The 26,875-nt window shown below is 40.6% G+C and carries 23 protein-coding genes; 22 read left to right on the forward strand and 1 reads right to left on the reverse strand.

Annotated elements, in window-relative coordinates; all coding sequences use genetic code 11:
- Positions 1-62 precede the first annotated feature (62 nt).
- From lspA to pyrE, 12 genes are all read left to right on the forward strand, one after another.
- The gene (gene lspA, locus BMMGA3_RS05595) at positions 63-554 is read left to right on the forward strand and encodes a signal peptidase II (RefSeq protein ID WP_003348921.1); all 492 of its coding nucleotides are present in this window, start codon (positions 63-65) and stop codon (positions 552-554) included.
- Entirely contained in the window at positions 526-1,437 is a 912-nt protein-coding gene (locus BMMGA3_RS05600; protein WP_003348923.1) for an RluA family pseudouridine synthase, read from the forward strand. Before lspA ends, BMMGA3_RS05600 begins: the two co-directional genes overlap by 29 nt.
- 216 nt (positions 1,438-1,653) lie before the next feature.
- Positions 1,654-2,199: a bifunctional pyr operon transcriptional regulator/uracil phosphoribosyltransferase PyrR gene (gene pyrR, locus BMMGA3_RS05605; RefSeq protein WP_003348926.1), complete on the forward strand. Its 546-nt coding sequence runs from the start codon at positions 1,654-1,656 to the stop codon at positions 2,197-2,199.
- Between the two features lie 139 nt (positions 2,200-2,338).
- Positions 2,339-3,646: a solute carrier family 23 protein gene (locus BMMGA3_RS05610; protein WP_003348928.1), complete on the forward strand. Its 1,308-nt coding sequence runs from the start codon at positions 2,339-2,341 to the stop codon at positions 3,644-3,646.
- A gap of 176 nt (positions 3,647-3,822) precedes the next feature.
- Positions 3,823-4,761 (forward strand): aspartate carbamoyltransferase catalytic subunit, encoded by a 939-nt coding sequence (locus tag BMMGA3_RS05615; RefSeq protein ID WP_003348929.1) that lies wholly within the window; start codon positions 3,823-3,825, stop codon positions 4,759-4,761.
- On the forward strand, positions 4,724-6,010 hold the full coding sequence (locus BMMGA3_RS05620; protein ID WP_003348931.1) for a dihydroorotase: 1,287 nt from the start codon (positions 4,724-4,726) through the stop codon (positions 6,008-6,010). The genes BMMGA3_RS05615 and BMMGA3_RS05620 overlap by 38 nt, the downstream gene beginning before the upstream one ends.
- Positions 6,007-7,113: a carbamoyl phosphate synthase small subunit gene (locus BMMGA3_RS05625; protein ID WP_003348933.1), complete on the forward strand. Its 1,107-nt coding sequence runs from the start codon at positions 6,007-6,009 to the stop codon at positions 7,111-7,113. The genes BMMGA3_RS05620 and BMMGA3_RS05625 overlap by 4 nt, the downstream gene beginning before the upstream one ends.
- Positions 7,092-10,304 carry a carbamoyl-phosphate synthase large subunit gene (gene carB, locus BMMGA3_RS05630; protein WP_003348935.1) on the forward strand — a complete coding sequence of 1,071 codons (3,213 nt, stop codon included), beginning with the start codon at positions 7,092-7,094 and terminating at the stop codon, positions 10,302-10,304. Before BMMGA3_RS05625 ends, carB begins: the two co-directional genes overlap by 22 nt.
- Positions 10,301-11,080, forward strand: coding sequence for a dihydroorotate dehydrogenase electron transfer subunit (locus BMMGA3_RS05635; protein ID WP_003348936.1), 780 nt, complete (start codon positions 10,301-10,303; stop codon positions 11,078-11,080). Before carB ends, BMMGA3_RS05635 begins: the two co-directional genes overlap by 4 nt.
- Complete coding sequence (locus tag BMMGA3_RS05640) at positions 11,077-12,018, forward strand: dihydroorotate dehydrogenase (protein ID WP_003348937.1); 942 nt, start codon at positions 11,077-11,079, stop codon at positions 12,016-12,018. The genes BMMGA3_RS05635 and BMMGA3_RS05640 overlap by 4 nt, the downstream gene beginning before the upstream one ends.
- Positions 11,990-12,706 carry an orotidine-5'-phosphate decarboxylase gene (gene pyrF / locus BMMGA3_RS05645; protein WP_003348938.1) on the forward strand — a complete coding sequence of 239 codons (717 nt, stop codon included), beginning with the start codon at positions 11,990-11,992 and terminating at the stop codon, positions 12,704-12,706. The genes BMMGA3_RS05640 and pyrF overlap by 29 nt, the downstream gene beginning before the upstream one ends.
- Positions 12,703-13,344, forward strand: coding sequence for an orotate phosphoribosyltransferase (pyrE, locus tag BMMGA3_RS05650; RefSeq protein ID WP_003348939.1), 642 nt, complete (start codon positions 12,703-12,705; stop codon positions 13,342-13,344). Before pyrF ends, pyrE begins: the two co-directional genes overlap by 4 nt.
- Before the next feature lie 96 nt (positions 13,345-13,440).
- Here the strand turns inward: pyrE and BMMGA3_RS05655 are convergent, their stop codons facing one another.
- Positions 13,441-15,165: an Rqc2 family fibronectin-binding protein gene (locus BMMGA3_RS05655; RefSeq protein ID WP_003348940.1), complete on the reverse strand. Its 1,725-nt coding sequence runs from the start codon at positions 15,163-15,165 to the stop codon at positions 13,441-13,443.
- 264 nt (positions 15,166-15,429) lie between these two features.
- Between BMMGA3_RS05655 and BMMGA3_RS05660 the strand changes: the two genes are divergently transcribed.
- The 10 genes from BMMGA3_RS05660 (at position 15,430) to rsmB (ending at position 26,858) form a co-directional block, all read left to right on the forward strand.
- Positions 15,430-18,108 carry a cation-translocating P-type ATPase gene (locus tag BMMGA3_RS05660; RefSeq protein WP_003348943.1) on the forward strand — a complete coding sequence of 893 codons (2,679 nt, stop codon included), beginning with the start codon at positions 15,430-15,432 and terminating at the stop codon, positions 18,106-18,108.
- An 84-nt stretch (positions 18,109-18,192) separates the two neighbouring features.
- Positions 18,193-19,068 (forward strand): YicC/YloC family endoribonuclease, encoded by an 876-nt coding sequence (locus tag BMMGA3_RS05665; protein ID WP_003348945.1) that lies wholly within the window; start codon positions 18,193-18,195, stop codon positions 19,066-19,068.
- Positions 19,069-19,128: 60 nt separating this feature from the next.
- Entirely contained in the window at positions 19,129-19,392 is a 264-nt protein-coding gene (gene remA / locus BMMGA3_RS05670) for an extracellular matrix/biofilm regulator RemA (RefSeq protein WP_003348948.1), read from the forward strand.
- 8 nt (positions 19,393-19,400) lie between these two features.
- Entirely contained in the window at positions 19,401-20,018 is a 618-nt protein-coding gene (gene gmk / locus BMMGA3_RS05675) for a guanylate kinase (protein ID WP_003348950.1), read from the forward strand.
- The gene (gene rpoZ / locus BMMGA3_RS05680; RefSeq protein ID WP_034669569.1) at positions 20,018-20,239 is read left to right on the forward strand and encodes a DNA-directed RNA polymerase subunit omega; all 222 of its coding nucleotides are present in this window, start codon (positions 20,018-20,020) and stop codon (positions 20,237-20,239) included. The genes gmk and rpoZ overlap by 1 nt, the downstream gene beginning before the upstream one ends.
- A 169-nt stretch (positions 20,240-20,408) precedes the next feature.
- Complete coding sequence (gene coaBC / locus BMMGA3_RS05685; protein ID WP_003348955.1) at positions 20,409-21,617, forward strand: bifunctional phosphopantothenoylcysteine decarboxylase/phosphopantothenate--cysteine ligase CoaBC; 1,209 nt, start codon at positions 20,409-20,411, stop codon at positions 21,615-21,617.
- The gene (priA, locus tag BMMGA3_RS05690; protein WP_003348957.1) at positions 21,614-24,028 is read left to right on the forward strand and encodes a primosomal protein N'; all 2,415 of its coding nucleotides are present in this window, start codon (positions 21,614-21,616) and stop codon (positions 24,026-24,028) included. Before coaBC ends, priA begins: the two co-directional genes overlap by 4 nt.
- Positions 24,029-24,089: 61 nt before the next feature.
- The gene (def, locus tag BMMGA3_RS05695) at positions 24,090-24,575 is read left to right on the forward strand and encodes a peptide deformylase (RefSeq protein ID WP_003348959.1); all 486 of its coding nucleotides are present in this window, start codon (positions 24,090-24,092) and stop codon (positions 24,573-24,575) included.
- Positions 24,572-25,528, forward strand: a complete 957-nt coding sequence (gene fmt, locus BMMGA3_RS05700) for a methionyl-tRNA formyltransferase (protein ID WP_003348962.1) — start codon at positions 24,572-24,574, stop codon at positions 25,526-25,528. Before def ends, fmt begins: the two co-directional genes overlap by 4 nt.
- Positions 25,518-26,858, forward strand: coding sequence for a 16S rRNA (cytosine(967)-C(5))-methyltransferase RsmB (rsmB, locus tag BMMGA3_RS05705; protein WP_003348964.1), 1,341 nt, complete (start codon positions 25,518-25,520; stop codon positions 26,856-26,858). The genes fmt and rsmB overlap by 11 nt, the downstream gene beginning before the upstream one ends.
- Positions 26,859-26,875 lie beyond the last annotated feature (17 nt).

The raw sequence follows: 26,875 nt of genomic DNA on the forward strand, positions 1-26,875 counted from the left end.
TTTTCGTATTGGATATGCTAAAATGCAAAGGAAAACTGTTTGAGAGAGGGAGGTTGCCCTTTGTGTTTTATTACATAATCGCATTGTTTGTTATTCTTCTTGACCAATTGACGAAATGGCTGATCGTAAAAAAGATGGTATATGGAGAAAGCATTGAAATCATTAAAAATTTCTTATATATTACTTCACATCGGAACCGCGGAGCAGCGTGGGGAATTCTTCAAGGACAAATGTGGTTATTCTATACGATTACAGTGATTGTCATTGTTGGAATCGTATACTATATTCAGAAAGCTGCAAAAGGCAAGCTTTTATTAGGTGTTTCCCTTGGATTAATGCTAGGGGGTGCAATCGGAAACTTTATTGACAGGGTATTCCGTAAAGAAGTGGTCGACTTTATCCACACGTATATTTTTAGTTATAATTTTCCGATTTTTAATATAGCCGACTCAGCTTTAGTAATCGGTGTCATTTTGCTTATGCTGCAAATGCTTCGAGAAGAGAGAGAAATAAAGGAGAAATCTTATGGAGAAAATGGAACACATCATTCTTGATGAGCAGGCAGGTGAACGCATTGATAAGCTCATTTCATCTATAAATGAAGAGTGGTCCAGATCCCAAGTTCAGCAATGGATTAAAGATGGGCAAGTTCTTGTGAACGGGCAAAAAGTGAAAACAAATTATAAGTGCAGCCTAAATGACCAGATAGAGATTTTTATTCCCGATCCGGAAGAGCTTGATGTTCTTCCGGAAGAAATGGATCTGGATATATATTATGAAGATCATGATGTAATAGTTGTTAATAAACCGCGGGGAATGGTTGTTCATCCGGCTCCCGGACACAGTACAGGCACTCTTGTAAATGGACTATTGGCCCATTGCAAGGATTTATCAGGGATTAACGGGGTTTTAAGGCCGGGAATTGTTCACCGAATTGATAAAGATACGTCAGGCTTATTAATGGTAGCCAAAAATGATTTTGCGCATGAAAGTCTCGTCAATCAATTGGTTGAAAAGACCGTTACGAGAAAATATAAGGCGATCGTTCATGGCGAGATTCCACACGATTATGGAACAATTGATGCCCCAATAGGACGAGATCCGAAAGACCGCCAGAGTATGACAGTCGTTGACAATGGCAAACATGCCGTCACTCATTTTCATGTACTTGAACGGTTTAAGGACTTTACCTTTATTGAATGCCAGCTTGAAACCGGGAGAACGCATCAAATTCGTGTTCATATGAAATATATCGGTTATCCGCTTGCCGGCGATCCGAAATACGGCCCGAAAAAGACGCTTGATATTGATGGCCAGGCATTGCATGCAGGTGTACTTGGCTTTAATCACCCCAGAACAAAAGAATATTTAGAGTTTGAGGCCCCTCTTCCTTCGGAATTTGAAGCAATTTTAGCTTTTCTTAGAAATAAACGTTGACAATGCTCTACAAACAGTTTATCATGACAGTAGTTGAATAAGTCCTTTAACACAGTCCCGTGAGGCTGAGAAGGAAACGGATTCGAGCATATAAAGGGTGTACTATGCCCAGATCTATATGCCTTCAATGAACACGTACCCTCTCGCCGCAGCGGCGAGAGGGTTTTTTAATGAAAATACCTCCGTTTCCAATGTTCATAAAGAAAGGTGAGGCAAATGACCCAAAAAGCAGTGGTTCTTGATGGTCAGGCTATCAGAAGGGCACTTACCCGGATTGCACATGAAATCATTGAAAAAAATAAAGGTGTTGATAATTGTGTGTTAGTCGGCATCCGCACTAGAGGCATTTACATTGCGAGAAGGTTAGCAGAGCGCATCACTCAGATTGAAGGATTGGACATTCCTGTCGGGGAACTTGATATTACATTATACCGTGATGATTTAACAATAAAAACAACCGATCGCCAGCCGCTTGTGAAAGGGTCTGATATCCCGGTAAATATTGCCGACAAAAAAGTTATACTTGTCGATGATGTTTTGTTTACAGGCAGAACCGTAAGAGCTGCAATGGATGCTCTTGTTGATATCGGCAGACCTGCAGCCATTCAGCTTGCAGTCTTGGTTGACAGAGGACATCGCGAGCTTCCAATCAGGGCTGATTATGTAGGGAAAAACATACCTACCTCAAGTTCAGAGAAGATTGTTGTAGAACTCGTAGAATCAGATAATATTGATCAAGTCAGTATTCATGAAAAAAAATAGCCCTTTTAAAAACAGTCCAGAGAGGCTGGCAAGGGGGATATGGCAAAAGGAACGTGTCTTTTGCTTAGTTGGCTTATCCTCTTTGCGAACGCTTGCAAAGAGGATTTTTTTTGAATTATCAATGAAATGAGGAATGAAAATGGGCAAACCAGTATTGGATATTAAAGATGTTCCGTCGCCGCTTCAGTGGATTACACTAAGTTTACAGCATTTGTTTGCCATGTTCGGAGCCACGATCTTAGTTCCTTATTTAGTTGGACTAAGTCCGGCAATTGCTTTAATTTCAAGCGGTCTTGGCACGCTTGCCTTTTTGATAATTACAAAATGGCAAGTTCCCGCTTACCTTGGATCATCCTTTGCTTTTATTGCTCCAATTATCGCGGCAAAGACAGCAGGGGGACCAGGGGCTGCTATGGCCGGAACCTTTCTGGCAGGCTTGGTATATGGTGTAGTAGCTCTCGTTATTAAGAAAGCCGGATATCGCTGGATTATGAATTTGCTTCCACCGATTGTAGTTGGACCTGTCATCATTGTAATTGGTCTTGCTTTGGCAGGAACAGCCGTTAAAATGGCCATGAATAATCCTAAGGGAGAATACAGTTTACTGCATTTTTCCGCAGCATTTGTGACGCTTGCGGCAACAATCATCTTTTCCATCTATGGAAAAAAGCTGTTAAGTCTGATTCCGATTCTCGGTGGAATAATCATTGGTTATTTATACTCATTGGCGGTTGGATTGGTGGATCTTTCACCTGTAAAAAAAGCCGGCATTTTTGAAATGCCTGATTTTCTCATTCCGTTTGTGGATTATAAAGTAAATGTAACACCGGATCTCATTCTTCTAATGGTTCCTGTCGCGATTGTGACATTATCAGAACATATCGGACATCAGCTCGTACTGAGCAAAGTTGTTGGACGCGATCTTATTAAAAAGCCGGGGCTTCATCGTTCCATTTTGGGAGACGGAACGGCTACCATGATTTCTGCTCTGATTGGCGGACCGCCTAAAACAACGTATGGTGAAAACATTGGTGTACTTGCGATTACACGTGTATATAGTGTATATGTTCTAGCAGGAGCAGCTGTTTTTGCCATCATTTTCGGATTCATCGGAAAAGTTACGGCTTTGATCAGCACCATTCCAACACCAGTCATGGGCGGTGTATCCATTCTTTTATTTGGAATCATTGCATCTTCTGGTTTGCGAATGCTTGTTGACAGCAAAGTGGATTTTGGCGACAAACGAAATCTTGTCATTTCATCTGTGATTCTTGTTATTGGAATTGGCGGAGCGTTTATTAAAGTATCTGACCATTTCCAAATTCAAGGAATGGCGCTTGCAGCCATTCTCGGCGTGTTGCTTAATTTGATTCTGCCTGGCAGAGAAGAAATGAAAGAAAATATGTTTCAGTTAGAAAATGAAGAGAATAATGACAATGTGGCATAAGCTCACCTTTTAATGAAGTCCAGAGAGGCTTAAAAGGGTGTTGAACGAGCCGGTTTTTTGCAAAAAGCTTAAGATAAAAAGTTCTTTTTGCGTAAACTTGCCTGTTTTAGGTTTTTCAACACCCTGACAAAATGTCAGGGTGTTTTTTTATGAGACGAACCGGGAGGCTGTTAAGGATGAGACAATTGCTTACTACTACAGAATTGACAATTGACGATATTCTTGAAATTTTATCGGATGCAGAAGGGTTTGCGGAAGGAAAAATATGGAGGCCGAAAAAGCAAACCTTTGTTTCAAATCTGTTTTTTGAGCCGAGTACAAGGACAAAATGTAGCTTTGAAGTAGCTGAAAGAAAGCTCGGACTTGAAGTTATTCCTTTTGAAGTGAGTACATCCAGTGTTTTAAAAGGAGAAACGCTCTATGACACAGTAAGGACACTTGAATCAATCGGCGTGAATGCCGTTGTCATACGGCATAATGAAGACAGATACTTTGATGAGCTTGTGGATCGGATACAGATCCCACTTATTAATGCTGGAGACGGATGCGGCCATCATCCAACCCAGTCGCTGCTTGATTTATTAACCATAAAGCAAGAATTCGGCGGTTTTAACGGAGTTAAGGTAGCCATTATCGGGGATATTCGCCACAGCCGTGTTGCGAGGTCAAATGCGGATGCATTAGTACGTTTAGGTGCAGAGGTTGTGTTTTCCGGACCGGAAGAATGGTTTGATGAAAGTCTGTTAGCATATGGCCATTATGAAGAGATCGATTTTGCTATCCGTACATCTGACGTTGTCATGCTCTTAAGAATTCAACACGAGCGTCACGATGCGAAAGGTTTCAGATCAGCTATGGAGTATCATCAAGCATTCGGTTTAACAGAAGCAAGAGAAAAAACAATGAAATTCGGCAGCATTATTATGCATCCGGCTCCGGTAAACCGCAATGTTGAAATTGCCGACAGTTTAGTTGAATGTGAACGTTCAAGAATTTTTAAACAAATGCAAAATGGGGTTTTTGTGAGAATGGCAGTATTAAAGCGTGTATTGGAGAATCATGAGGGAGGTAAAGTAAATGTCCTTAATGATCAAAAATGGCCGGTTGCTAACTAAAGATGGAAATTTTCAAATATGTGACATTTACATTGAAAATGGAAAAATTCATGAAATCAATGAAATTTTATATAAAAAAGCTGATGAAGTAATTGATGCAGAAGGTCTCTTCGTTTCTCCAGGTTTTATTGACCTACATGTCCACTTAAGGGAACCGGGCGGTGAGAAAAAAGAGACCATTGAAACGGGAACATTGGCTGCGGCTAAAGGGGGATTTACAACCGTAGCAGCGATGCCGAATACCCGTCCAGTTCCGGATTCAAAAGAGCAAATGGAATGGTTAAATCAGCGAATAAAAGAAACGGCACATGTAAAAGTGCTTCCTTATGCCTCAATCACCGTAAGGGAACTCGGTGAAGAATTGACAGACTTTGAAATGTTAAAAGAGTCAGGTGCTTTTGCTTTTACCGATGACGGCGTTGGTGTCCAATCTGCAAAGGTTATGTTTGAGGCGATGAAAAAAGCTGCCAAAATCAATATGCCGATTGTTGCCCACTGTGAGGATAACTCGTTAATTAACAATGGATATGTCCATGAAGGCATTTTTTCAGAAAAACACGGATTGAATGGAATTCCTTCGGTATGTGAATCCGTACATATTGCGAGAGATGTTTTGCTCGCAGAAGCTGCCGGCTGCCACTACCATGTTTGCCATGTCAGTACAAAGGAATCCGTAAGAGTTATCCGTGATGCAAAGCGAGCCGGAATTCATGTTACAGCTGAAGTCACACCCCATCATTTGCTGTTATGTGATGAGGATATCCCGGGGCTTGATGCCGATTACAAAATGAATCCTCCACTGAGAGGAAAAGAAGATCAGAAAGCATTAATTGAAGGGCTTTTGGATGGAACCATTGATTTTATCGCGACCGATCACGCTCCACATACAGCAGAAGAAAAAGCTGAAGGAATGAAGCTGGCGCCATTTGGAATTGTTGGATTGGAAACAGCATTTCCACTTTTATACACTCATTTTGTGAAAAAAGAAATCTTCTCATTAAGAGAACTAATCAATTTTTTAACAGTAAAGCCGGCTGAATCATTTGGATTGGAGACAGGGAAGCTTGAGATTGGCGCTCCTGCTGACATCGTCTTAATCGACTTAGACCATAAGGAAACGATTGACCCAAATAAATTCCTTTCAAAAGGAAAAAACACTCCGTTTTCAGGCTGGGAATGCCAGGGGTGGCCGGTTATGACAATTGTTGACGGAAAAATTGTTTGGACAAAAAGAGGTGTTATAGTGTGAAAAAACAGCTGATTCTTGAAGATGGAACGATTTTTATCGGTGAAGGATTTGGAAGTGATGCAAACAAAACTGGTGAAGTAGTGTTTAATACCGGTATGACCGGTTATCAGGAAATCCTTTCAGATCCTTCTTATTGTGGCCAAATAGTCACACTCACCTATCCTTTAATCGGTAATTACGGGATTAACAGGGATGACTTCGAGTCAATCAGCCCTGCGATCAGCGGTTTAGTTGTAAAAGAAGCAGCTGAATTTCCTTCAAACTGGAGAAGTGAATTATCGCTTGATCAATTTTTAAAATTAAAAAATATCCCGGGAATTGCTGGAATAGATACCCGAAAGTTGACGAGGATTATCCGGAAATACGGAACTTTAAAAGGCGCAATATGCAGCATGAACGAAGATGCAGATGAAATTCTAGAGAGGCTCCGCGCTTTACAGTTACGAAACGATCAAGTAAAGCAAGTTTCAACTAAAACGCCATACCCAAGCCCTGGAAGAGGAAAACGCATCGTTTTAGTGGATTTCGGGATGAAACATGGCATCTTAAGAGAATTAAACAAACGAGATTGTGATGTTGTTGTAGTACCTTATCATACGACAGCAGAAGAAATTTTGAATTTAAGCCCTGACGGTGTCATGCTGTCTAACGGGCCTGGAGATCCAAAAGATGTACCGGAAGCGATCGAGATGATCCGTGGTATTTTAGGAAAGGTTCCATTGTTCGGAATTTGTCTTGGACACCAATTGTTTGCGCTTGCTTCTGGAGCAAATACGGTAAAAATGAAGTTCGGACACCGAGGTTCAAATCATCCTGTAAAAGACTTGAAAACTGGAAAAGTAGCTCTTACATCGCAAAATCATGGCTATACAGTTGAAAAAGAATCAATTAAAGAAACTAGGCTGGAAGTGACACACATCGCATTAAATGACGGAACGATTGAAGGCTTGAAACATTTAGACTTTCCTGCGTTTACAGTTCAATACCATCCTGAAGCATCCCCGGGACCCGAAGATGCCAACAACCTTTTCGATAAGTTTTTACAAATGATTGAAATGGAAAAAGGGGAAGGTGAAAAATTATGCCAAAGCGTACAGATATAAAAAGCATTCTTGTCATCGGATCAGGTCCTATTGTCATTGGCCAAGCAGCAGAGTTTGATTATGCCGGAACACAGGCTTGCATTGCTCTGAAAGAAGAAGGGTACAAAGTGATTCTTGTCAATTCGAACCCGGCAACCATCATGACTGATACGGAAATAGCTGATGTCGTCTATATTGAGCCGTTGACTGTTGAATTTGTGAGCAGAATTATCCGAAAAGAACGCCCAGATGCAATTTTGCCTACCCTTGGCGGTCAAACGGGTTTAAACCTTGCAGTAGAGCTTGCCAAATCAGGTGTGCTCGATGAGTGCGGAGTTGAAATCTTAGGAACGAAGCTTTCCGCGATCGAAAAAGCTGAAGACCGTGAAATGTTCAGAAGCTTAATGAATGAACTTGGCGAACCTGTACCGGAAAGTGAAATCATTCATACCCTTGAAGAAGCTTTTCAATTTGTGAATGAAGTAGGCTATCCGGTCATTGTCCGCCCAGCGTTTACACTTGGGGGAACTGGGGGCGGAATTTGCCATAATGAAGAAGAGCTTGTGGAAATTGTAACGAGCGGTTTGAAAAATAGCCCTGTAACACAATGCCTTCTCGAAAAGAGTATTGCAGGATACAAAGAAATTGAATACGAAGTGATGCGGGATTCAAACGACAATGCCATCGTTGTTTGTAATATGGAAAACATCGATCCGGTTGGAATCCATACCGGAGACTCGATTGTAGTGGCGCCAAGCCAGACGCTAAGTGATCGTGAGTATCAGCTTCTTCGAAATGCATCTTTAAAAATTATTCGTGCCCTGGGAATTGAAGGGGGCTGCAACGTTCAACTCGCTCTTGACCCGTACAGCTTTCAATATTACGTCATTGAAGTCAATCCAAGGGTAAGCCGCTCATCAGCACTCGCATCAAAAGCGACAGGCTATCCGATCGCCAAGCTGGCAGCGAAAATTGCCGTTGGCTTGACGCTTGATGAAATGAAGAACCCTGTAACCGGAAAAACGTATGCATGCTTTGAGCCTGCGCTTGATTATATTGTTACAAAAATTCCTCGCTGGCCGTTTGACAAGTTTGAGTCAGCAAACCGTTCTTTAGGAACCCAAATGAAAGCAACCGGAGAAGTGATGGCAATTGGCCGGACATTTGAAGAATCACTTTTAAAAGCAATCCGCTCCCTTGAAGCAAATGTATACCACTTTAAGCTAAATGATGCCGATCAAGTGGACGACGCTCTTTTAGAAAAGAGAATCAGAAAAGCCGGTGATGAACGTTTATTTTATATCGCAGAAGCGCTAAAACGAGGATTCTCAATTGAAACAATCCATGAATGGAGCAAAATTGACCTGTTCTTTCTAAAGAAATTGGAAGGAATTGTACGTTTTGAAAAAGAACTTGCCGGCCATCCTTTTGATATCGAGCTTGGAAAAAAAGCAAAACAAATGGGATTTGCAGACAAGGTACTGGCTGAACTATGGGGTACAACAGAAAACGAAGTGTACAGCTGGAGAAAAGATCACGGAATCATTCCCGTTTATAAAATGGTGGATACTTGTGCAGCTGAATTTGAATCTGAAACGCCATATTACTATGGCACGTATGAAGACGAAAATGAATCGGAAGTGACAGATAAAAAGAGCGTTGTCGTTTTAGGTTCCGGTCCAATCCGCATCGGGCAAGGAATTGAATTTGATTATGCAACCGTCCATTCCGTCTGGGCGATCAAAGAAGCAGGCTACGAAGCTATCATCATAAACAATAATCCTGAAACGGTTTCAACGGATTTCAGTATTTCCGACAAGCTTTATTTTGAACCGCTCACTATTGAAGATGTGATGCACATTATTGATCTCGAAAAGCCAGTCGGCGTTGTTGTGCAGTTTGGCGGCCAAACAGCTATTAATTTAGCTGCCGGCCTTGCGGAACGGGGAGTGAAAATTCTTGGCACTTCTCTTGAAAACCTTGATCGGGCAGAAAACCGGGACAAGTTTGAGCAAGCATTATCTGAGTTGAATATCCCGCAGCCAATGGGAAAAACAGCCATGTCAGTTGAGGAAGCGGTCCGGATCGCGACAGAGATCGGCTACCCGGTCTTAGTAAGGCCGTCGTATGTGCTTGGCGGCAGAGCGATGGAAATTGTCTACAAAGAAGAAGAACTGCTTCAGTATATGCAAAATGCCGTTAAAGTAAATCCGGAACATCCTGTTTTAATTGACCGTTATTTAACAGGCAAAGAAATTGAAGTTGATGCGATCTGTGACGGTGAACACGTACTTATTCCTGGAATTATGGAGCATATTGAGAGAGCTGGAGTACATTCCGGGGACTCCATTGCCGTTTATCCGCCGCAAAGCCTGTCTTCAAAAGTGAAGGAAAAACTGGTTGAATATACAGAAATGTTAGCGAAAGGTTTAGGAATTATCGGCCTGTTGAACATCCAATATGTAGTATCCAACGGGGAAGTTTATGTTCTCGAAGTGAATCCGCGTTCAAGCCGGACGGTTCCGTTCCTGAGCAAAATCACCCAAGTTCCGATGGCAAAAATTGCAACAAAAGTGATACTTGGACAGTCTCTAACGGATCAAGGCTACACTGGCGGGCTTGTTCCTGAAAAAAACGGTGTATTCGTAAAAGTGCCGGTGTTCTCATTTGCGAAATTAAGAAGAGTGGATATTACACTCGGGCCTGAAATGAAATCGACCGGTGAAGTAATGGGGAAAGATACAACCCTTGAAAAGGCTCTATACAAAGGGCTTGTCGCCTCTGGAATAACGATTCAAAAATACGGAACAGTATTATTGACTGTTGCTGATAAGGATAAGGGAGAAGCACTTCAGCTTGCCAAGCGTTTTGCTGCGATTGGCTACCAGCTTATGGCTACAAGCGGAACTGCCCGATTCCTTGAACAAGAAGGCATCCATGTAAGGGTAGTAGACAAGATCGGTTCGAACGGGCCGGACCTCTTAGATGTCATCCGAAACGGTCAAGCCCAGTTGGTGATTAACACATTAACAAAAGGAAAACAGCCTGCACGCGATGGTTTTAGAATCCGACGTGAATCTGTTGAAAACGGAATTCCATGTTTGACATCGTTAGATACAGCAGAAGCCATTTTACGAGTGATCGAATCAATGACTTTCTCTGCTGAAGCTATGGACCAGCCTGCGAAAAAAAGGGAGGAAGTCCTGGCATGATCAAAAATGAATTATGTACTGTTGTTTCCCAACAAGAGATTGCAGACTCCATTTATGAGCTCACCCTAAGCGGTGAGCTTGTAAATGACATGGATTCACCTGGTCAATTTGTGCATATAAAAGTTGGCGGCGGGAACGATCCGCTATTAAGAAGGCCGATCAGCATATCAAGCATTAATAAGAAGGACCTTCAGTTTACAATGATTTACCGAAAACAAGGCAGAGGCACTTCCGCCCTATCTGAAAAAAAATACGGTGATACGGTTGATGTACTAGGTCCATTAGGAAATGGTTTCCCACTTAAAGAATTACAAAAAGGTGAAACAGCTCTCCTTGTCGGTGGAGGCATCGGTGTGCCGCCGTTATACGAATTATCGAAACGATTGGTCAGTCAAGGAGTTAAAACGGTTCATGTACTTGGATTTCAGACAAAATCAGCTGTTTTTTATGAAGAGGCTTTTTCCTGCCTCGGACCGACTTTTATAGCGACAGCAGATGGATCATATGGAACGAAAGGTTTTGTTACCGATGCAATAAAACAAAGGGAAATCCAATTTGATGTGCTTTATGCTTGTGGACCAACACCGATGTTAAAAGCGCTCGAAACAGCGTATCCCGATAAAAAAGTTTACTTATCGCTCGAAGAAAGAATGGGCTGCGGCATCGGAGCGTGTTTTGCCTGTGTTTGCCATACAGGTGAAGATCCGGGCGGATATACGTATAAAAAGATTTGCAATGACGGGCCTGTTTTTGCAGCGGGGGAGGTTATTTTATGAATCGATTGAAAGTGGAACTGCCGGGTTTAAGCTTAAAAAATCCGGTTATGCCGGCATCGGGATGTTTTGGTTTCGGGAAGGAATACAGTCAGTTTTATGATTTGAGCATCCTTGGAGCAATTATGATTAAAGCAACGACCCTTGAACCGAGATTCGGCAACCCAACTCCCCGTGTTGCTGAAACATCTGCAGGTATGCTGAATGCGATTGGTTTGCAAAATCCGGGCTTAGAGAAGGTGTTGACAGAAGAACTTCCAAGACTCGAACAGTACGATGTCCCGATTATCGCTAACGTAGCAGGCTCCAGTGAAGAAGATTATGTGGCTGTTGCAAAAGAAATTTCCAAGGCTCCAAATGTTTATGCACTTGAATTAAACATTTCTTGTCCGAATGTAAAAACCGGCGGAATTGCGTTTGGAACGATTCCTGAGGTTGCGAAAAACTTAACAAAACAAGTAAAAGAAGTTTCAGAGGTTCCTGTTTATGTGAAGCTCTCTCCAAATGTCACAAATATTGTCGAAATTGCGAAAGCAGTTGAAGACGGCGGAGCAGATGGTTTAACAATGATCAACACTCTTCTTGGGATGAGAATTGATGTAAAATCAGGCAAGCCAATTTTAGCAAATGGGACAGGGGGATTATCCGGTCCGGCGATTAAGCCTGTTGCTATTCGAATGATTTTTGAAGTCAGCCAACATGTTTCACTTCCGATAATTGGCATGGGAGGAATTCAGTGCGCAGAAGACGTCATTGAATTTTTTTATGCCGGGGCAAGCGCCGTTGCTGTCGGAACGGCCAATTTTATCGATCCGTATGTTTGTCCGAAAATCATTGAAGAATTACCCCAATTGCTGACTGAACTAGGGATTGATCATATCAGTGAGTGTACGGGAAGGAGCTGGAACAAGCGTGAACAACCCGCTAATTATCGCCCTTGATTTTCCTAATAAACAAGACGTCTTTAAATTCCTTGAACTTTTTCAAGGAGAAAAACTGTTTTTAAAAGTTGGAATGGAACTTTTCTATCAAGAAGGTCCGCCCATTATTTACGAATTAAAAGAAAAAGAGCATCAAATTTTTCTTGATTTAAAGCTTCACGATATTCCTAACACTGTTAAAAGTGCGATGAAGGGCCTTGCCCACCTTGGCTGCGATCTAGTAAATGTCCATGCTGCAGGTGGAAAAGAAATGATGATGGCAGCTCTTGAGGGTCTGGACGCAGGAACGATATCAGGGCATAAAAGGCCAGGTTGTATTGCTGTTACACAGCTGACAAGCACGACAGAGGAGCAGATGAAAAGAGAGCAGTTAATTGGTGTTTCCCTTGAAGAATCTGTATTGCAATATGCTTTGTTAGCGAAAGAGTCAGGACTTGACGGAGTTGTTTGTTCCACACATGAAGTTGCGATGATTCGAAATCAAATTGGTGATTCTTTTTGGACGGTAACCCCGGGCATCAGGTTAACAGAAGATAATATCCACGATCAAAAGCGAATTGCTACACCGGAATTTGCAAGAAAAAACGGTGCAACAGCAATTGTTGTCGGACGGTCGATTACGAGGGCAAAAGAACCGTTCGAAATCTATCAAACCATTAAAAAGCAATGGGAAGGGGTACTACAATGAAACAATTCATTGCTGAAAAATTATTGGAAATCGGCGCAGTTTCTTTAAAACCAAATGATCCATTCACATGGGCATCAGGACTCCGATCCCCGGTTTATTGCGATAATCGGCTTACCCTTTCTTATCCGGAAGTAAGAAGAGAAATTGCCAAAGGACTAAAAACTTTAATATTGGAAAAATTTCCTGACGTTGAAATGATTGCAGGCACTGCAACTGCTGGCATACCCCATGCAGCATGGGTCAGTGAATTGCTTGATTTGCCAATGTGCTATGTTCGTTCCAAACGAAAGGGGCATGGCAAAGGAAATCAAATTGAAGGAAAAGTTTTGCAAGGCCAAAAGGTTGTAGTCATCGAAGATTTAATTTCAACGGGAGGAAGTGTCATAACAGCAGTTGAAGCTTTGCGAGAAGCCGGCTGTCAAGTTTTAGGGGCAGTTTCAATTTTTACTTACGAGCTGGAAAAGGGAAAAAAACTTCTAAAAGAAGCAAACGTTACAGCCTATTCGTTGACGGATTTCTCAATCTTGAGCGAAATTGCAAAAGAAAAGGGATATATTGATCCTGTAGATATAGAGACGCTTGCAGATTGGCGAAAAGATCCTGAAAAATGGGGGAAGGAAAAATCAGAAAGTATGTAGAGCAGAGATAAAAAAAGGGCTGGGTCTGCCCCTCCAATAAAACAAAAATAGACCAACTCGAATAAAATGTCTCTATCTATGCCATTGTTGGAGGGGTCAGACTTTTTCAGTGTTTTGTTTTAATGCCAAAACTAATTCTTCATCAGGTGTAACATAAATAGTTTGCTGGTTTTCGTAAATGACAAACCCCGGTTTTGCTCCACTTGGTTTTTTGACATATCGGACAAGTGTATAATCTACCGGTACGGAGCTTGAATTTCGAGCTTTACTGAAATATGCTGCTAAATTTGCTGCTTCCAATATCGTTTTCTCAGTCGGAGTTTTGCTTCGAATGACGACATGAGATCCAGGTATATCTTTTGCATGAAGCCAAATTTCATCTCTTGCAGCTAATTTATTTGTTAAATAGTCATTTTGTTTATTGTTTTTGCCAACTAAAATTTCTGTTCCATCTGAAGAAAGATACTTGTCCAAAATTGGTTTTGTAGATAACTGCTTCTTATTTTGCTGTTTATGGCGTTCTCGCAAGTATCCGCCCTCAATTAATTCCTCTCTTATTTCCATTATATCTTTTGTTGATGCCGCTTCTATTTGCTGAAGCAGTGAATCGAAATAGGAAACTTCCACTTTTGCTTTTTCAATTTGCTTTTGAATGACCGTAAGCGCATTTTTCGCCTTTTGGTATTTTGTAAAATACTTTTGGGCGTTTTCCGAAGGGGATTTTTGCGGATCAAGTGGAATCACAATCGTCCCGCTATTTTCATCATAATAATTCATTACTTCAATTTCTTTCATCCCTTTTTGGACAGCATATAAATTTGCTGTTAATAATTCTCCATACAATTGATACTTCTCGGCATTTTTCGCTTCTTTCAGTTCTAATTGAAGTTTTTCGATTTTCTTTATGTTCTTTTCTTTTTCATTCAAAATAAACCGTTCCAGGTCGTGTGCCTGCTGTTTTACTCTGTCGCGTTCTGCTTTGCCAAAATAATAGCGGTCAAGCATGGCACTTAAGGAAGAAAAAATTTTATGCTCGCCTTTAATATGTTCAAGAGGATAAAGGTAAAATGACTCTTTGCTGCTTCCGTACGTAATCGCCGGGATATATTCATTTTTTTTGATTTTTTCCATATAAGTTAAAAATGTTTTTGGCAGGGTAATCCGGTTTGCCATTCCAGATTGAAATACTATTTCCTTTGCTAACAAGGGTGAAATACCTGAAAATTGATCAACTAGCTGCTTATCAAGTTTGCCGGCATTAAAATCAAGGCGTTTCAAAATTTCCTGCTCGTCTGCTAAGAAAGGATCAAATTTGTTTTGTTCCGGAGGCGCAATGTATTTGTAACCTGGCAGAACAGCCCTGTGTGTATTTACGGCGAAGGAAACATGTTTGATGCTGTCTAAAATAGTGTTTGAAGCTTTATCAATTAAAATGATGTTGCTATGACGGCCCATTATTTCGACGATGAGCTGTTTATAAGATACATCTCCAATTTCGTTCCTTCCTTTAATATCAAATACAATAATTCGGTCGAGGCCTTCCTGATAAATATTTTCGAGGATAAAACCTTCTAAATGCTTCCTGAGAAGCATGCAAAACATGGGCGGTTCAGTTGGATTTTCATACGGTTCATTCGTCAGCTGAACTCTTGCATAGCTCGGATGTACAGATAATAGAAGTTTATGATTACGGCCGTTTGCCCGTACGGTAATGATTATTTCATTTTTAGAAGGCTGGTGTATTTTATTTATTCTTCCCCCATTAATCGTTTGGGAAAGTTCGTTAACCATCGCTCTCGTAAATAAACCATCAAATGACATGAGGGATACATCCTTTACTTTAGTCTTTATTTACTAGTTTACCCCGTTTCTAATAACGGTAGGGTACTCATTTTTTAGGGTGAGAATGGCGGGTTTTTAGAATACGATTTGTTCGATTAGCATCAGTGGGTAAACACTTCATTGATAAAGTTTCACTTTATATCATAGCACAAATAGCATTTTTTCGGACAAGGCTGAATAAGCTTTCTTTAGGAGATGAGGACAACGCTTGTCTATTTCAAAAGGAGGAAGTGTGATGGCCGCATGAAGTTCCATGAAATGAAAGAAAAGGAAGTAGAACAATCCTTAAATACGGACTTTTCCGCGGGCTTAACCGAAGATGACGTTAAGAAACGGAGAAAAGAGTTTGGCTATAATGAGTTAGCTGAAGGAGAAAAGCAATCTGCTTTACTCTTATTTTTTAGTCAATTTAAAGATTTTATGGTGCTGGTACTTTTAGCAGCCACTTTGATTTCAGGTTTGCTTGGCGAATATATCGATGCGATTGCCATTATTGCAATTGTTATTATCAATGGCTTTCTTGGATTTTTTCAGGAACGAAAAGCAGAGAAATCGTTGCAGGCACTGAAAGAACTGTCCGCCCCGCAAGTGACCGCTTTAAGAGAAGGCAATTGGGTAAAGATTCCTTCGAGAGAGGTTGTTGTTGGTGATTTATTAAAGTTTTCAAGTGGTGATAGAATAGGTGCGGACGTAAGATTAATAACAGTAAACAGTCTGGAAATTGAAGAGTCAGCATTAACCGGGGAATCAGTTCCGGTCCAGAAATCAACCGGTCTTTTATCCGGAAAGAATATGGGAATTGGCGATATGGAAAATATGGCATTCATGGGAACGATGGTAACTCGCGGTAGTGGGATAGGTGTAGTCGTTGCAACGGGAATGAAAACTGCGATGGGGCAAATAGCCGATTTGCTTCAAAACGCTGAAATAATGGAAACACCGTTGCAGCGCCGCCTTGAACAACTTGGAAAAATCCTCATAGCCACTGCGCTTCTCTTAACGGTCCTAGTTGTAGTTGTCGGTATTCTCCAAGGACATCATATATATACGATGTTCCTTGCCGGCGTTTCCTTAGCCGTTGCAGCGATTCCGGAAGGACTTCCTGCCATAGTGACAGTTGCGCTTTCTCTCGGTGTTCAACGGATGATTAAGAAAAATGCAATTGTCCGCAAACTTCCAGCAGTAGAAACTCTCGGCTGTGCTTCTGTTATTTGTTCTGATAAAACTGGAACAATGACTCAAAATAAGATGACAGTGACCCATTTATGGAGCGGAGGCAACGTTTGGACTGTTGATGGTGTTGGATATGAACCGAACGGAAGATTTTACAGAAATAAAAACATCATTGACATAAAAAATAAAAAAGCTCTGCAGCAGCTTCTCATGTTTGGGATGCTTTGCAACCATGCGGAAATTATTAAGAAAGATAACGATTACGCTATTGATGGAGATCCGACAGAAGGAGCTCTGCTTGTTTCGGCAATGAAGGCCGGTTATTCCAGGGAAACACTTTTGAATCAGTATGAAATTGTTCATGAATTTCCTTTTGATTCTACACGGAAAATGATGAGTGTCATCGTTAAGGACCGGTACGGCCGCAATTTTATTGTGACAAAAGGGGCTCCGGATGTTCTGATCGGTGTAAGTGAATCGATTCTTTGGGATGGAAAACTTCAATATTTTTCAAAAGAGATGAGAGGAATTGCACAAAATGCCATAAATGATCTTGCCTCAAGGGCATTACGAACGATTGCAATTGGTTATAAAGCCATTCCGGCAAAAACAGTTATTTTAGATGAAAAAGAAGCTGAAAAAGACTTAATATTTATAGGGCTGCAAGGAATGATTGATCCGCCAAGGCCAGAAGTGAAAACTGCCGTAAAAGAGTGCCAGGAAGCCGGGATTAAGACAGTTATGATCACTGGTGACCACGTCATCACGGCAAAGGCTATTGCCGAACAGCTTGGGATATTTTCCAAGAATAGCAGAGTATTAGATGGGAAAGCTTTGTCCGAAATGTCCATCAGCGAATTGGAGGATGTCGTTGATGAAATCTCCGTATTTGCCCGAGTATCTCCTGAACATAAGCTAAAAATCGTAAAAGCATTGCAAAATAAGGGCCACATTGTTGCAATGACTGGCGACGGCGTGAATGATGCACCTGCAATAAAAACTGCCGATATTGGTGTAGCGATGGGAATTACTGGAACAGACGTTGCAAAAGAGGCATCTTCGCTCGTTCTATTGGATGATAATTTTGCAACAATAAAATCGGCGATTAAAGAAGGCAGAAACATTTACGAGAACATAAGAAAGTTTATCAGGTACTTACTAGCTTCAAATGTAGGTGAAATACTTGTTATGTTGTTTGCAATGCTTCTTGCCCTTCCATTGCCGTTAGTTCCGATTCAAATATTATGGGTTAATCTTGTAACAGATGGTTTGCCGGCGATGGCACTGGGTCTTGATCAGCCTGAAGAGAATGTAATGAAGAGAAAACCGCGAAATCCGAAAGAAGGGGTTTTTGCAAGGGGACTCGGCTGGAAGGTTATTTCAAGAGGGTTCCTAATTGGCGCCGTCACGTTGGTTGCCTTTATGACAGTACATTACCGAAATTCTGAAGAACTTATCTATGCACAAACAGTGGCTTTTGCAACGCTAGTGCTTGCTCAGCTTATCCACGTATTTGATTGCAGAAGTGAACGTTCTGTTTTCAACCGCAACCCTTTTGGGAATCACTACTTAAATTGGGCAGTCGCTTCATCTTTAATTCTAATGCTAGTTGTCATATACTACCCGCCGCTTCAACCAATATTTCATACCGTTCCAATCTTGTTGAAAGACTGGCTGTTGATTGTGGGTCTAGCTTCGATACCAACATTTTTACTGGCAGGGTCATTTTTGACAAGAAAATCAAAATGAAATGTGTTATAATCCTAAAGGTAATAGAGATGCCTCTATTACCTTTTCTTTATTCGTTTTTTAAATGGATTGGATGTGTTAGAAATGGTCGTAAGTATGACAGGTTTTGGCAGAGGTAAAGCCGAATCATCAGAGTTTTCAGTGACAGCAGAGATTAAATCTGTCAACCATCGTTTTTGTGAATTCCATATCCGTATGCCTCGCCAGTTATTAAAAATAGAAGACAAGATTAAAAAAAAGTTAGCTGAAACGATTCAAAGAGGCAGAGTCGAAGTTTTCATAACAATCGGTGGAACGGGAATCGTTACACGCAAGGTAATTGTTGACTGGAACTTGCTTGATGAATATTATCATTACATAGAAAAAATAAAAGAACGATACAATTTATCAAATGATGTACCGATTCAAGCATTGCTTGAGCGGGATGAAATCATAACAATTGAAGAAGAAGAGGCTGAGAATGAAGAACTTGAAAAGCTTGTTCTAACAGCTGTTGAAGAGGCTGCAAACGACTTGAACAAAATGCGTAAACAAGAAGGTGAAGCTCTTGAAAAAGATGTGTACACCCACTTAAAAAAATTGAATGACCGGATTCATTCAATGGAAAATCTGGCGCCAATCGTCGTAGAACATTATCGAAAAAGGCTTGCAAAGCGCATGGAAGATCTGAAAGCCGGAGAAATTGATGAAGCTAGGATCTTAACTGAAACAGCGATCTTTGCTGATAAAGCAGACATTAGTGAAGAAATAGCAAGATTAAAAAGCCATATCCTTCAATTTGATAAGACGGTGAAACTTCATGAACCGGTCGGCAGAAAATTGGATTTCTTAGTTCAAGAAATGAACAGAGAAGTGAACACGATCGGCTCCAAAGCAAATGACTCAAACATTGCAAATGCAGTTGTAGAAATGAAAAGCTTGCTTGAAAAAATAAAAGAGCAGCTTCAGAATATCGAGTAAGTGCCGTTTAGAATTGAAGACTTGCGGTCAAAATAAATTACTAATGATTGGAGGACCAGTATGTCCATAAAATTAATTAATATCGGGTTTGGAAACATTGTTTCAGCCAACCGGATTATATCTATTGTAAGTCCCGAGTCTGCACCGATAAAAAGAATTATTCAAGATGCGCGTGACCGAGGTTCCTTAATAGATGCTACATATGGAAGACGCACACGGGCAGTAATTGTTATGGACAGTGACCATGTCATTTTATCTGCAGTCCAGCCTGAGACAGTTGCCCATCGCATAAATGACCGAGATGAAATAATAGATGAAGGGTAGGTTTTTACATGCAAGAAAAAGGTTTGCTCATTGTACTTTCCGGTCCTTCCGGTGTAGGGAAAGGAACTGTTCGCAAGGAGATTTTTTCCCAGCCCGATGTTGAATTTGAATACTCCATTTCAATGACGACAAGACCGCCCCGCGAGGGAGAGGTGGACGGAGTCGATTATTTTTTTAAAACAAGACAGGAATTTGAAGAACTGATCAAACAAGGAAAACTGCTGGAATACGCCGAATTTGTCGGAAACTATTATGGCACCCCTATTGATTATGTTGAGGAAACTCTTAACGCAGGCAAGGATGTATTCCTTGAAATTGAAGTTCAAGGTGCTCGCCAAGTAAGGGAAAAATTTCCTGATGGATTATTTATCTTCTTAATGCCGCCAAGTTTATCAGAACTAAAAAACAGGATTGTTACCCGCGGAACAGAAACTGAAGAAGTGATTAATAATCGCTTGACGGTGGCGAAGGAAGAAATTGAAATGATGAGCTTATACGACTATGTTGTCGAAAATGACCGAGTTGAACTTGCTGTAGAGCGGATCAAAGCAATTGTTATCGCAGAGCATTGCCGCAGGGAGAGAGTTGAACACCGTTATAAGAAAATGTTGGAGGTAGAAAAATGATGCTTTATCCATCGATCGATGAATTAATGAAAAAAATAGATTCAAAATACTCGCTCGTAACAGTAGCTGCAAAAAGAGCGAGGGATTTACAGCAAAATGGCAAGCTATGTTTGGATCATTACGTATCCCATAAATTTGTAGGTAAAGCTTTGGAGGAAATTTACATGGACCGGCTTCACTTTACGACAGATTCTTCCAAAAAAGAGGTACAAGAAGATTAATTTACTGAAAAATAACAACCTAGCTATTTTAGGTTGTTATTTTATTTATGTTCAACTGTGAAATTGTCAAAAAGGTGAAAAAAACAGTTCGTTTTTGCATAATAGAAGTATTAAATGTTTTGGTCATAAATTAGCTGTTTTTATAGGCTTAATTATTGGAGGATATAATATGCTTGACGGAAAAAAAATATTGCTTTGTGTTACGGGGGGAATAGCAGTTTATAAAGCTGCTGCCCTTACAAGCAAACTGACACAGGCAGGTGCAGAAGTAAAAGTAATTATGAGCGAATCAGCAACAGAGTTTGTCACTCCGTTAACGTTTCAAGCGTTATCTAGAAACGACGTATATACAGATATATTTGATGAAAAAAACCCGAAGGTGATTGCCCATATTGACTTGGCAGATTGGGCGGACCTTGTATTGGTAGCACCTGCTACTGCAAATGTTATAGGGAAGCTTGCAAACGGAATTGCTGATAATATGGTCACTACGACTCTTCTTGCCACGACTGCTCCGGTTTGGATTGCTCCTGCTATGAACGTTCATATGTATAATCATCCTGCTGTACAGAAAAATATTCAGAAATTATACAATTATGGATACCGGTTTATTGAACCTTCTGAAGGATATTTGGCGTGTGGATATGTCGGCAAAGGGAGGTTGGAAGAGCCTGAAAAAATCGTTTCCATCATGGAAGATTTTTTTAATAAAGAAAAAGGGCTTCTAAAAGGAAAGACCGTTCTCGTAACGGCAGGACCGACTAGGGAAAAAATTGACCCTGTTCGCTACATTACGAACCGATCATCTGGAAAAATGGGATATGCGATTGCGGAGGAAGCGGTAAAAAGCGGTGCAGATGTGATTCTTGTTTCGGGTCCGGTAAATCTTCCAGTACCACGTGGAGTCACTCTCGTCAATGTTGAAAGTGCACACGACATGTATGAGGAAGTAATGGAACGGTTTAACAGGGCCGATGTCATCATTAAAACAGCAGCAGTCGCAGACTATCGGCCAAAGTATCCAGCCGATCAAAAAATGAAAAAACAGGATGGCCGGCAAATTTTGGAGTTGGAACGGACAAAAGATATCCTGCTTGAGCTTGGGAAGAAAAAGGATAAGCAAATCTTAGTTGGGTTTGCTGCGGAAACCGATCAAGTTGAGGAATATGCAAGAGAAAAATTATTGAAAAAAAATGCGGATTTAATTGTTGCCAATAATGTCAAAGTTGAAGGAGCCGGTTTTGATACAGAAACAAACATCGTAACTTTTTTTAAGCGAGACGGAACAACTGAACATTTGCCATTGATGTCAAAAAAAGAGGTAGCAAAAAAGATTTTAAAAGAAGTTTTCCTTCTTCTGGAAGGTGAAAGTAAATGAAAATTGCAAGTGTGATTGTCGATGTTCCGGCAAAGCAAACGGATAAGACATTTGATTATTTAATACCAGATAAATGGAAAGATGTGATTATGCCGGGAATGAGAGTGAGCGTTCCTTTCGGTTCCCGGCAAATACAAGGGTTTGTTACAGAAATGAAAAGTTCTTCCGATTTCAAAAAATTAAAAGAAATTACGGAACCAATGGATTTGACCCCGGTATTAACAAAAGAACTTCTTATGCTTGGAGATTGGCTGACAGAGCATGCCCTTTGCTACAAAATATCTGCATATCAGGCAATGCTTCCTGCGGCGCTAAAAGCAAAATACCAAAAGAAATTAAGAATAACTGATGGAACAGTAATTGGTGATTTGCCAAAAAACCTTCAACCCTTTTTTGCAGAACGCGATTTTATTCTATGGGAAGAGATTGTAAAAAAAGGGCTTGTTCCCGAATTTCAAAAAGAAGTCGCAAAAGGTACTGTAGAGGTTATTTATGAGGTAAAAGAAAAGGTAAAGAAAAAACTCGTAAAACACATTTATCCACTATTAAGTCCGGAAACCCTTGCAATAGAAAAGGAGAAGCTTCCTCCCCAGGCTTCAAAGCAAAAAGAAGCGATTGATTACTTTATAAAAAACTCCGAACCAATAGAATTGCGGCGGTTCACGGCCGAATTAGGAATATCTTCCGGAACGGTTAAAGGATTGATAAACAAAAGAATATTAGGTGAAAAAATGATAGAAGTTTATCGGAATCCTTATGAAAATCGAACATTTGTTAAGACTGAGCCGCTTCCGTTAACAGAGGATCAAAAAAAAGCGATCGAACCCATTTTATCATCGATTGGAAACAATGAACATGAGGTATTTCTACTTTATGGGGTTACAGGCAGCGGAAAAACAGAAATTTATTTGCAATCCATTCAAAAAGTGATTGAAGAAGGAAAAGAAGCGATTGTGCTAGTTCCGGAAATATCTTTAACACCCCAAATGGTAACTAGATTTAAAGGCAGATTTGGAGACCAAGTTGCTGTACTGCACAGCGGTTTGTCTCAAGGAGAAAAGTATGATGAATGGCGGAAAATTCAGCGGAAGGAAGTAAAGGTAGCAGTCGGTGCCAGGTCGGCTATTTTTGCACCCTTTGAGAACATCGGCATCATCATCATTGATGAAGAACATGAAACAAGCTATAAACAGGAAGAAACTCCTCGTTATCATGCAAGAGATGTCGCAATTCAAAGGGCAAAATACTATGGGTGTCCGGTCGTTTTAGGGAGTGCAACACCATCACTGGAATCTTTTGCGAGGGCTAAAAAAGGTGTTTTTCATTTACTTACCCTTTCAAATCGGATGAATAATCAGGCGCTGCCGACCGTAGAGATTGTCGATATGAGAGAAGAACTCAGAGCTGGAAACAGATCGATGTTTTCAAGGACGCTCCTTGAGAAGCTGAAAGACAGATTAGAAAAAAAAGAACAGACTGTCTTATTCTTAAATAAACGCGGACACTCTTCGTTTGTCATGTGCCGATCTTGCGGTTACGTTTTAAATTGCCCGCATTGTGATATTTCATTGACCTATCACCGATTTAACGAGCAAATGAAATGCCATTATTGCGGATATGAACAGCACGTTCCCGTTTTTTGTCCTGAATGCCAAAGTGATCATATTCGATATTTTGGAACAGGGACGCAAAAAGTTGAAGAAGAACTTGCTAAAATTTTGCCTGAAGCAAGAGTTATTCGGATGGATGTTGATACGACAAGCAAAAAAGGAGCACATGAGCGTCTCCTTGCTGATTTTCAGGAAGGTAAAGCAGATATTTTACTTGGTACGCAAATGATTGCCAAAGGCCTGGATTTTCCAAATATTACACTGGTTGGGGTGCTTTCGGCAGATACAATGCTCCATCTTCCGGATTTTCGGTCTTCGGAAAAAACGTTTCAACTGTTAACCCAGGTTAGCGGCAGGGCGGGAAGGCATGAATTAGAAGGGGAAGTTGTCATCCAGACATACAGTCCTGAGCATTATAGTGTGGAGCTCGCAGGCGAACAGGATTACGACCGTTTCTATCAAAAGGAAATGATGATACGAAAGATCCATAAATATCCGCCTTTTTACTACATTTCTCTTGTAACGGTCAGCCATGAACAATTGATGAAGGTTGTGTCGGTAACCGAGAAAATTTCAACCTTTTTACAGTCAAGGTTATCAAATGAATCGATTGTTCTTGGTCCTGTTGCATCACCGATCCCCCGCATCAATAATAGATATCGCTATCAATGTTTGATAAAATACAAACGTGAACCTGAACTTGGCAAGGCTTTGAAAGCTGTATTGGACCGTTATCAGCAAGAGATTGTTTCTGATGGTTTACAAATTTCTATTGATCTTAATCCGTATATATTAATGTAATGGTTATGAAGATGATCAATTTAGTAGAAAATGAAGATATAAGATAGATGGAGGATAAGCATTGGCAGTAAAGAAAATTGTCACATACCCAGCTGAAATATTAGAAAAGCAATGCGAGCCGGTTACGGTTTTTGATAAAAAGCTTTCAAAACTCCTTAATAATATGTACGATACAATGATTGAATATGATGGGGTAGGACTTGCAGCTCCACAAATAGGAGTAAATAAGCAAATTGCTATCGTAGATATTGATGATGAAACCGGCCCGATAGAATTAATAAACCCGGAAATTATGGAAACTTCAGGAGAACAATCAGGTCCTGAAGGATGTTTAAGCTTTCCGGGACTTTATGGCGAGGTTACACGTCCCTATTTTGTAAAAGTGAAAGCACAGGATCGGAAGGGAAAATCTTTTATTATTGAAGCAGAGGATTTTCTCGCCAGAGCGATCCAGCATGAAATTGATCATTTGCATGGTGTCCTGTTTATTTCAAAAATTACAAGATACTTGGAAGAAGATGAGTTGGAAGGGTTGGAAGTGGAATGACGAAAATTGTATTTATGGGGACGCCTGATTTTTCTGTTCCCATCTTGAAGCAGCTGGTTCAAGACGGATACGAAATAATTGGAGTTGTTACCCAGCCCGACAGGCCGGTAGGAAGAAAAAAAATCTTGACACCACCGCCGGTGAAAGTGGAAGCAGAAAAACACGGAATTCCTATATTTCAACCAGAAAAAATCCGCAATCCAGAAGAGCTTGAAAAAATCTTGGCTCTTAAACCGGATTTGATTGTGACCGCTGCCTTTGGACAAATATTGCCAAAGGAACTACTCGAAGCCCCGAAGTTTGGCTGCATTAATGTCCATGCTTCGCTTTTGCCTGAACTTCGCGGCGGGGCGCCGATCCATTATGCGATTTTGCAGGGCAAGAAAAAAACGGGGATTACGATTATGTATATGGTTGAAAAATTAGATGCAGGAGATATATTGACTCAAGCGGAAGTTATGATCACAGATGAAGACACTGTAGGAACACTGCATGACAAATTAAGTGAAACAGGTGCAAAACTGTTATCGGAAACGATACCGAAGCTCATTAAAGGCGAGCTTAAGCCTATTCCGCAAAATGAAGAGGAAGCGACATATTCCTACAACATCAAAAGAGAACAAGAAAAAATAGACTGGTCAAAAAACGGTGAAGATATATATAACCATATTCGCGGAATGAATCCATGGCCAGTTGCCTATACAACGATGAATCATTCTGTTTTAAAAATATGGCGCGGTGAAAAGGTTCCTGTTAAGGAAACATCTGAACCCGGGACAATTTTAGCAATTTCCAAAGACGGAATTATCGTTTCAACGGGAGATGATACAGCTATAAAGATTACAGAACTTCAGCCTTCGGGGAAAAAGCGGATGACGGCAGAACAATTTTTGCGTGGGGCCGGCTCTCAAATAACGATCGGAACAAAATTAGGAGAAGAGAATGAAGAGTAAAAAAAACATTCGTGAAATAGCTTTAGATCTCCTCGAAACAATTGAAAAGAACCAATCTTACAGCAACTTATTATTAAATAGCAAAATTGAAAGAAATGAAATCGATCAAAAAGATGTCGGGCTTTTGACAGAGTTAACTTACGGAACTCTTCAGCGCCAAATGACTCTCGATTATTTTTTAAAGCCATTTATTAAGAAAAAGCCCGATAGGTGGGTTTTGCATTTATTACGGCTTACACTGTACCAAATGGTCTATTTAGATAAGATCCCTGACCGGGCAGCGATATATGAAGCTGTGGAAATTGCAAAAAAGCGCGGCCATAAAGGGATTGCAAGTATGGTTAACGGTGTATTAAGAAATATACAAAGGCAAGGCCTTCCTCCATTGGAAAATATTAATGATCCGATTGAGCGGTTGGCTATTGAAACGAGTCATCCGGAATGGCTTGTCAAGAGGTGGACAGACCAATTTGGGTTTGAAAAAACAAAAAAAATGTGTGAAACAAATTTAACACCTCCGTTCCAAACAGCAAGAGTCAACGTGACAAAAATCAGCAGAGACGAATGTTTGCAGCTGCTAGAAAATGAAGGCTTCCGTGTCGAAGCTAGCTCGATCATTCCTGAAGCGATAAAATGCTTAAAAGGCAATCTGGCAACTTCCAATGCATTTAAAAATGGTTTGATTACGATTCAGGATGAGAGTTCTATGCTTGTTGCTTATGCACTGAATATCGAAGAAAATTTTACAATTCTTGATGCGGCAGCCGCACCCGGAGGGAAATCTACTCATATCGCTGAAAAACTAAATCAAACCGGTAAAGTCATTTCGCTCGACCTCCATGAACATAAGGTGAAGCTGATTGGCCGAGCTGCTGAACGGCTAGGGCTTGATAATATTGAACTGAAAGTTTTAGATTCAAGGCTTGCGCCTGAACATTTTGCCGCTGAATCATTTGACAGAATACTTCTTGATGCGCCATGTTCAGGACTAGGTGTTATGAGGAGAAAACCTGATTTGAAATATACAAAGACGGAAGAGGATGTATACAAATTAAAACAAGTACAGCAAGATTTGCTTAAATCTGTCGCTCCTCTACTGAAAAAAGGCGGAATTCTTGTCTACAGTACTTGTACTGTTGATCGGGAAGAAAACCATGAAGTTGTCGAAAGTTTTTTAAAGGGAAATAACTTATTTGAAGGTGATGCTACTCTTAAAGATCGAATGCCGGAAGCTGTTAAGCCCCTTGTCGACGATTTTATGCTTCAAATTCTTCCTCAGGATTTTGGGTCGGATGGATTTTATATTGCTTGCTTAAGAAAGAAGGTGTAATCAGTTGGAACAAACAA

Source organism: Bacillus methanolicus MGA3 (assembly GCF_000724485.1).
Classification (GTDB): Bacteria; Bacillota; Bacilli; order Bacillales; family Cytobacillaceae; genus Bacillus_Z; species Bacillus_Z methanolicus_A.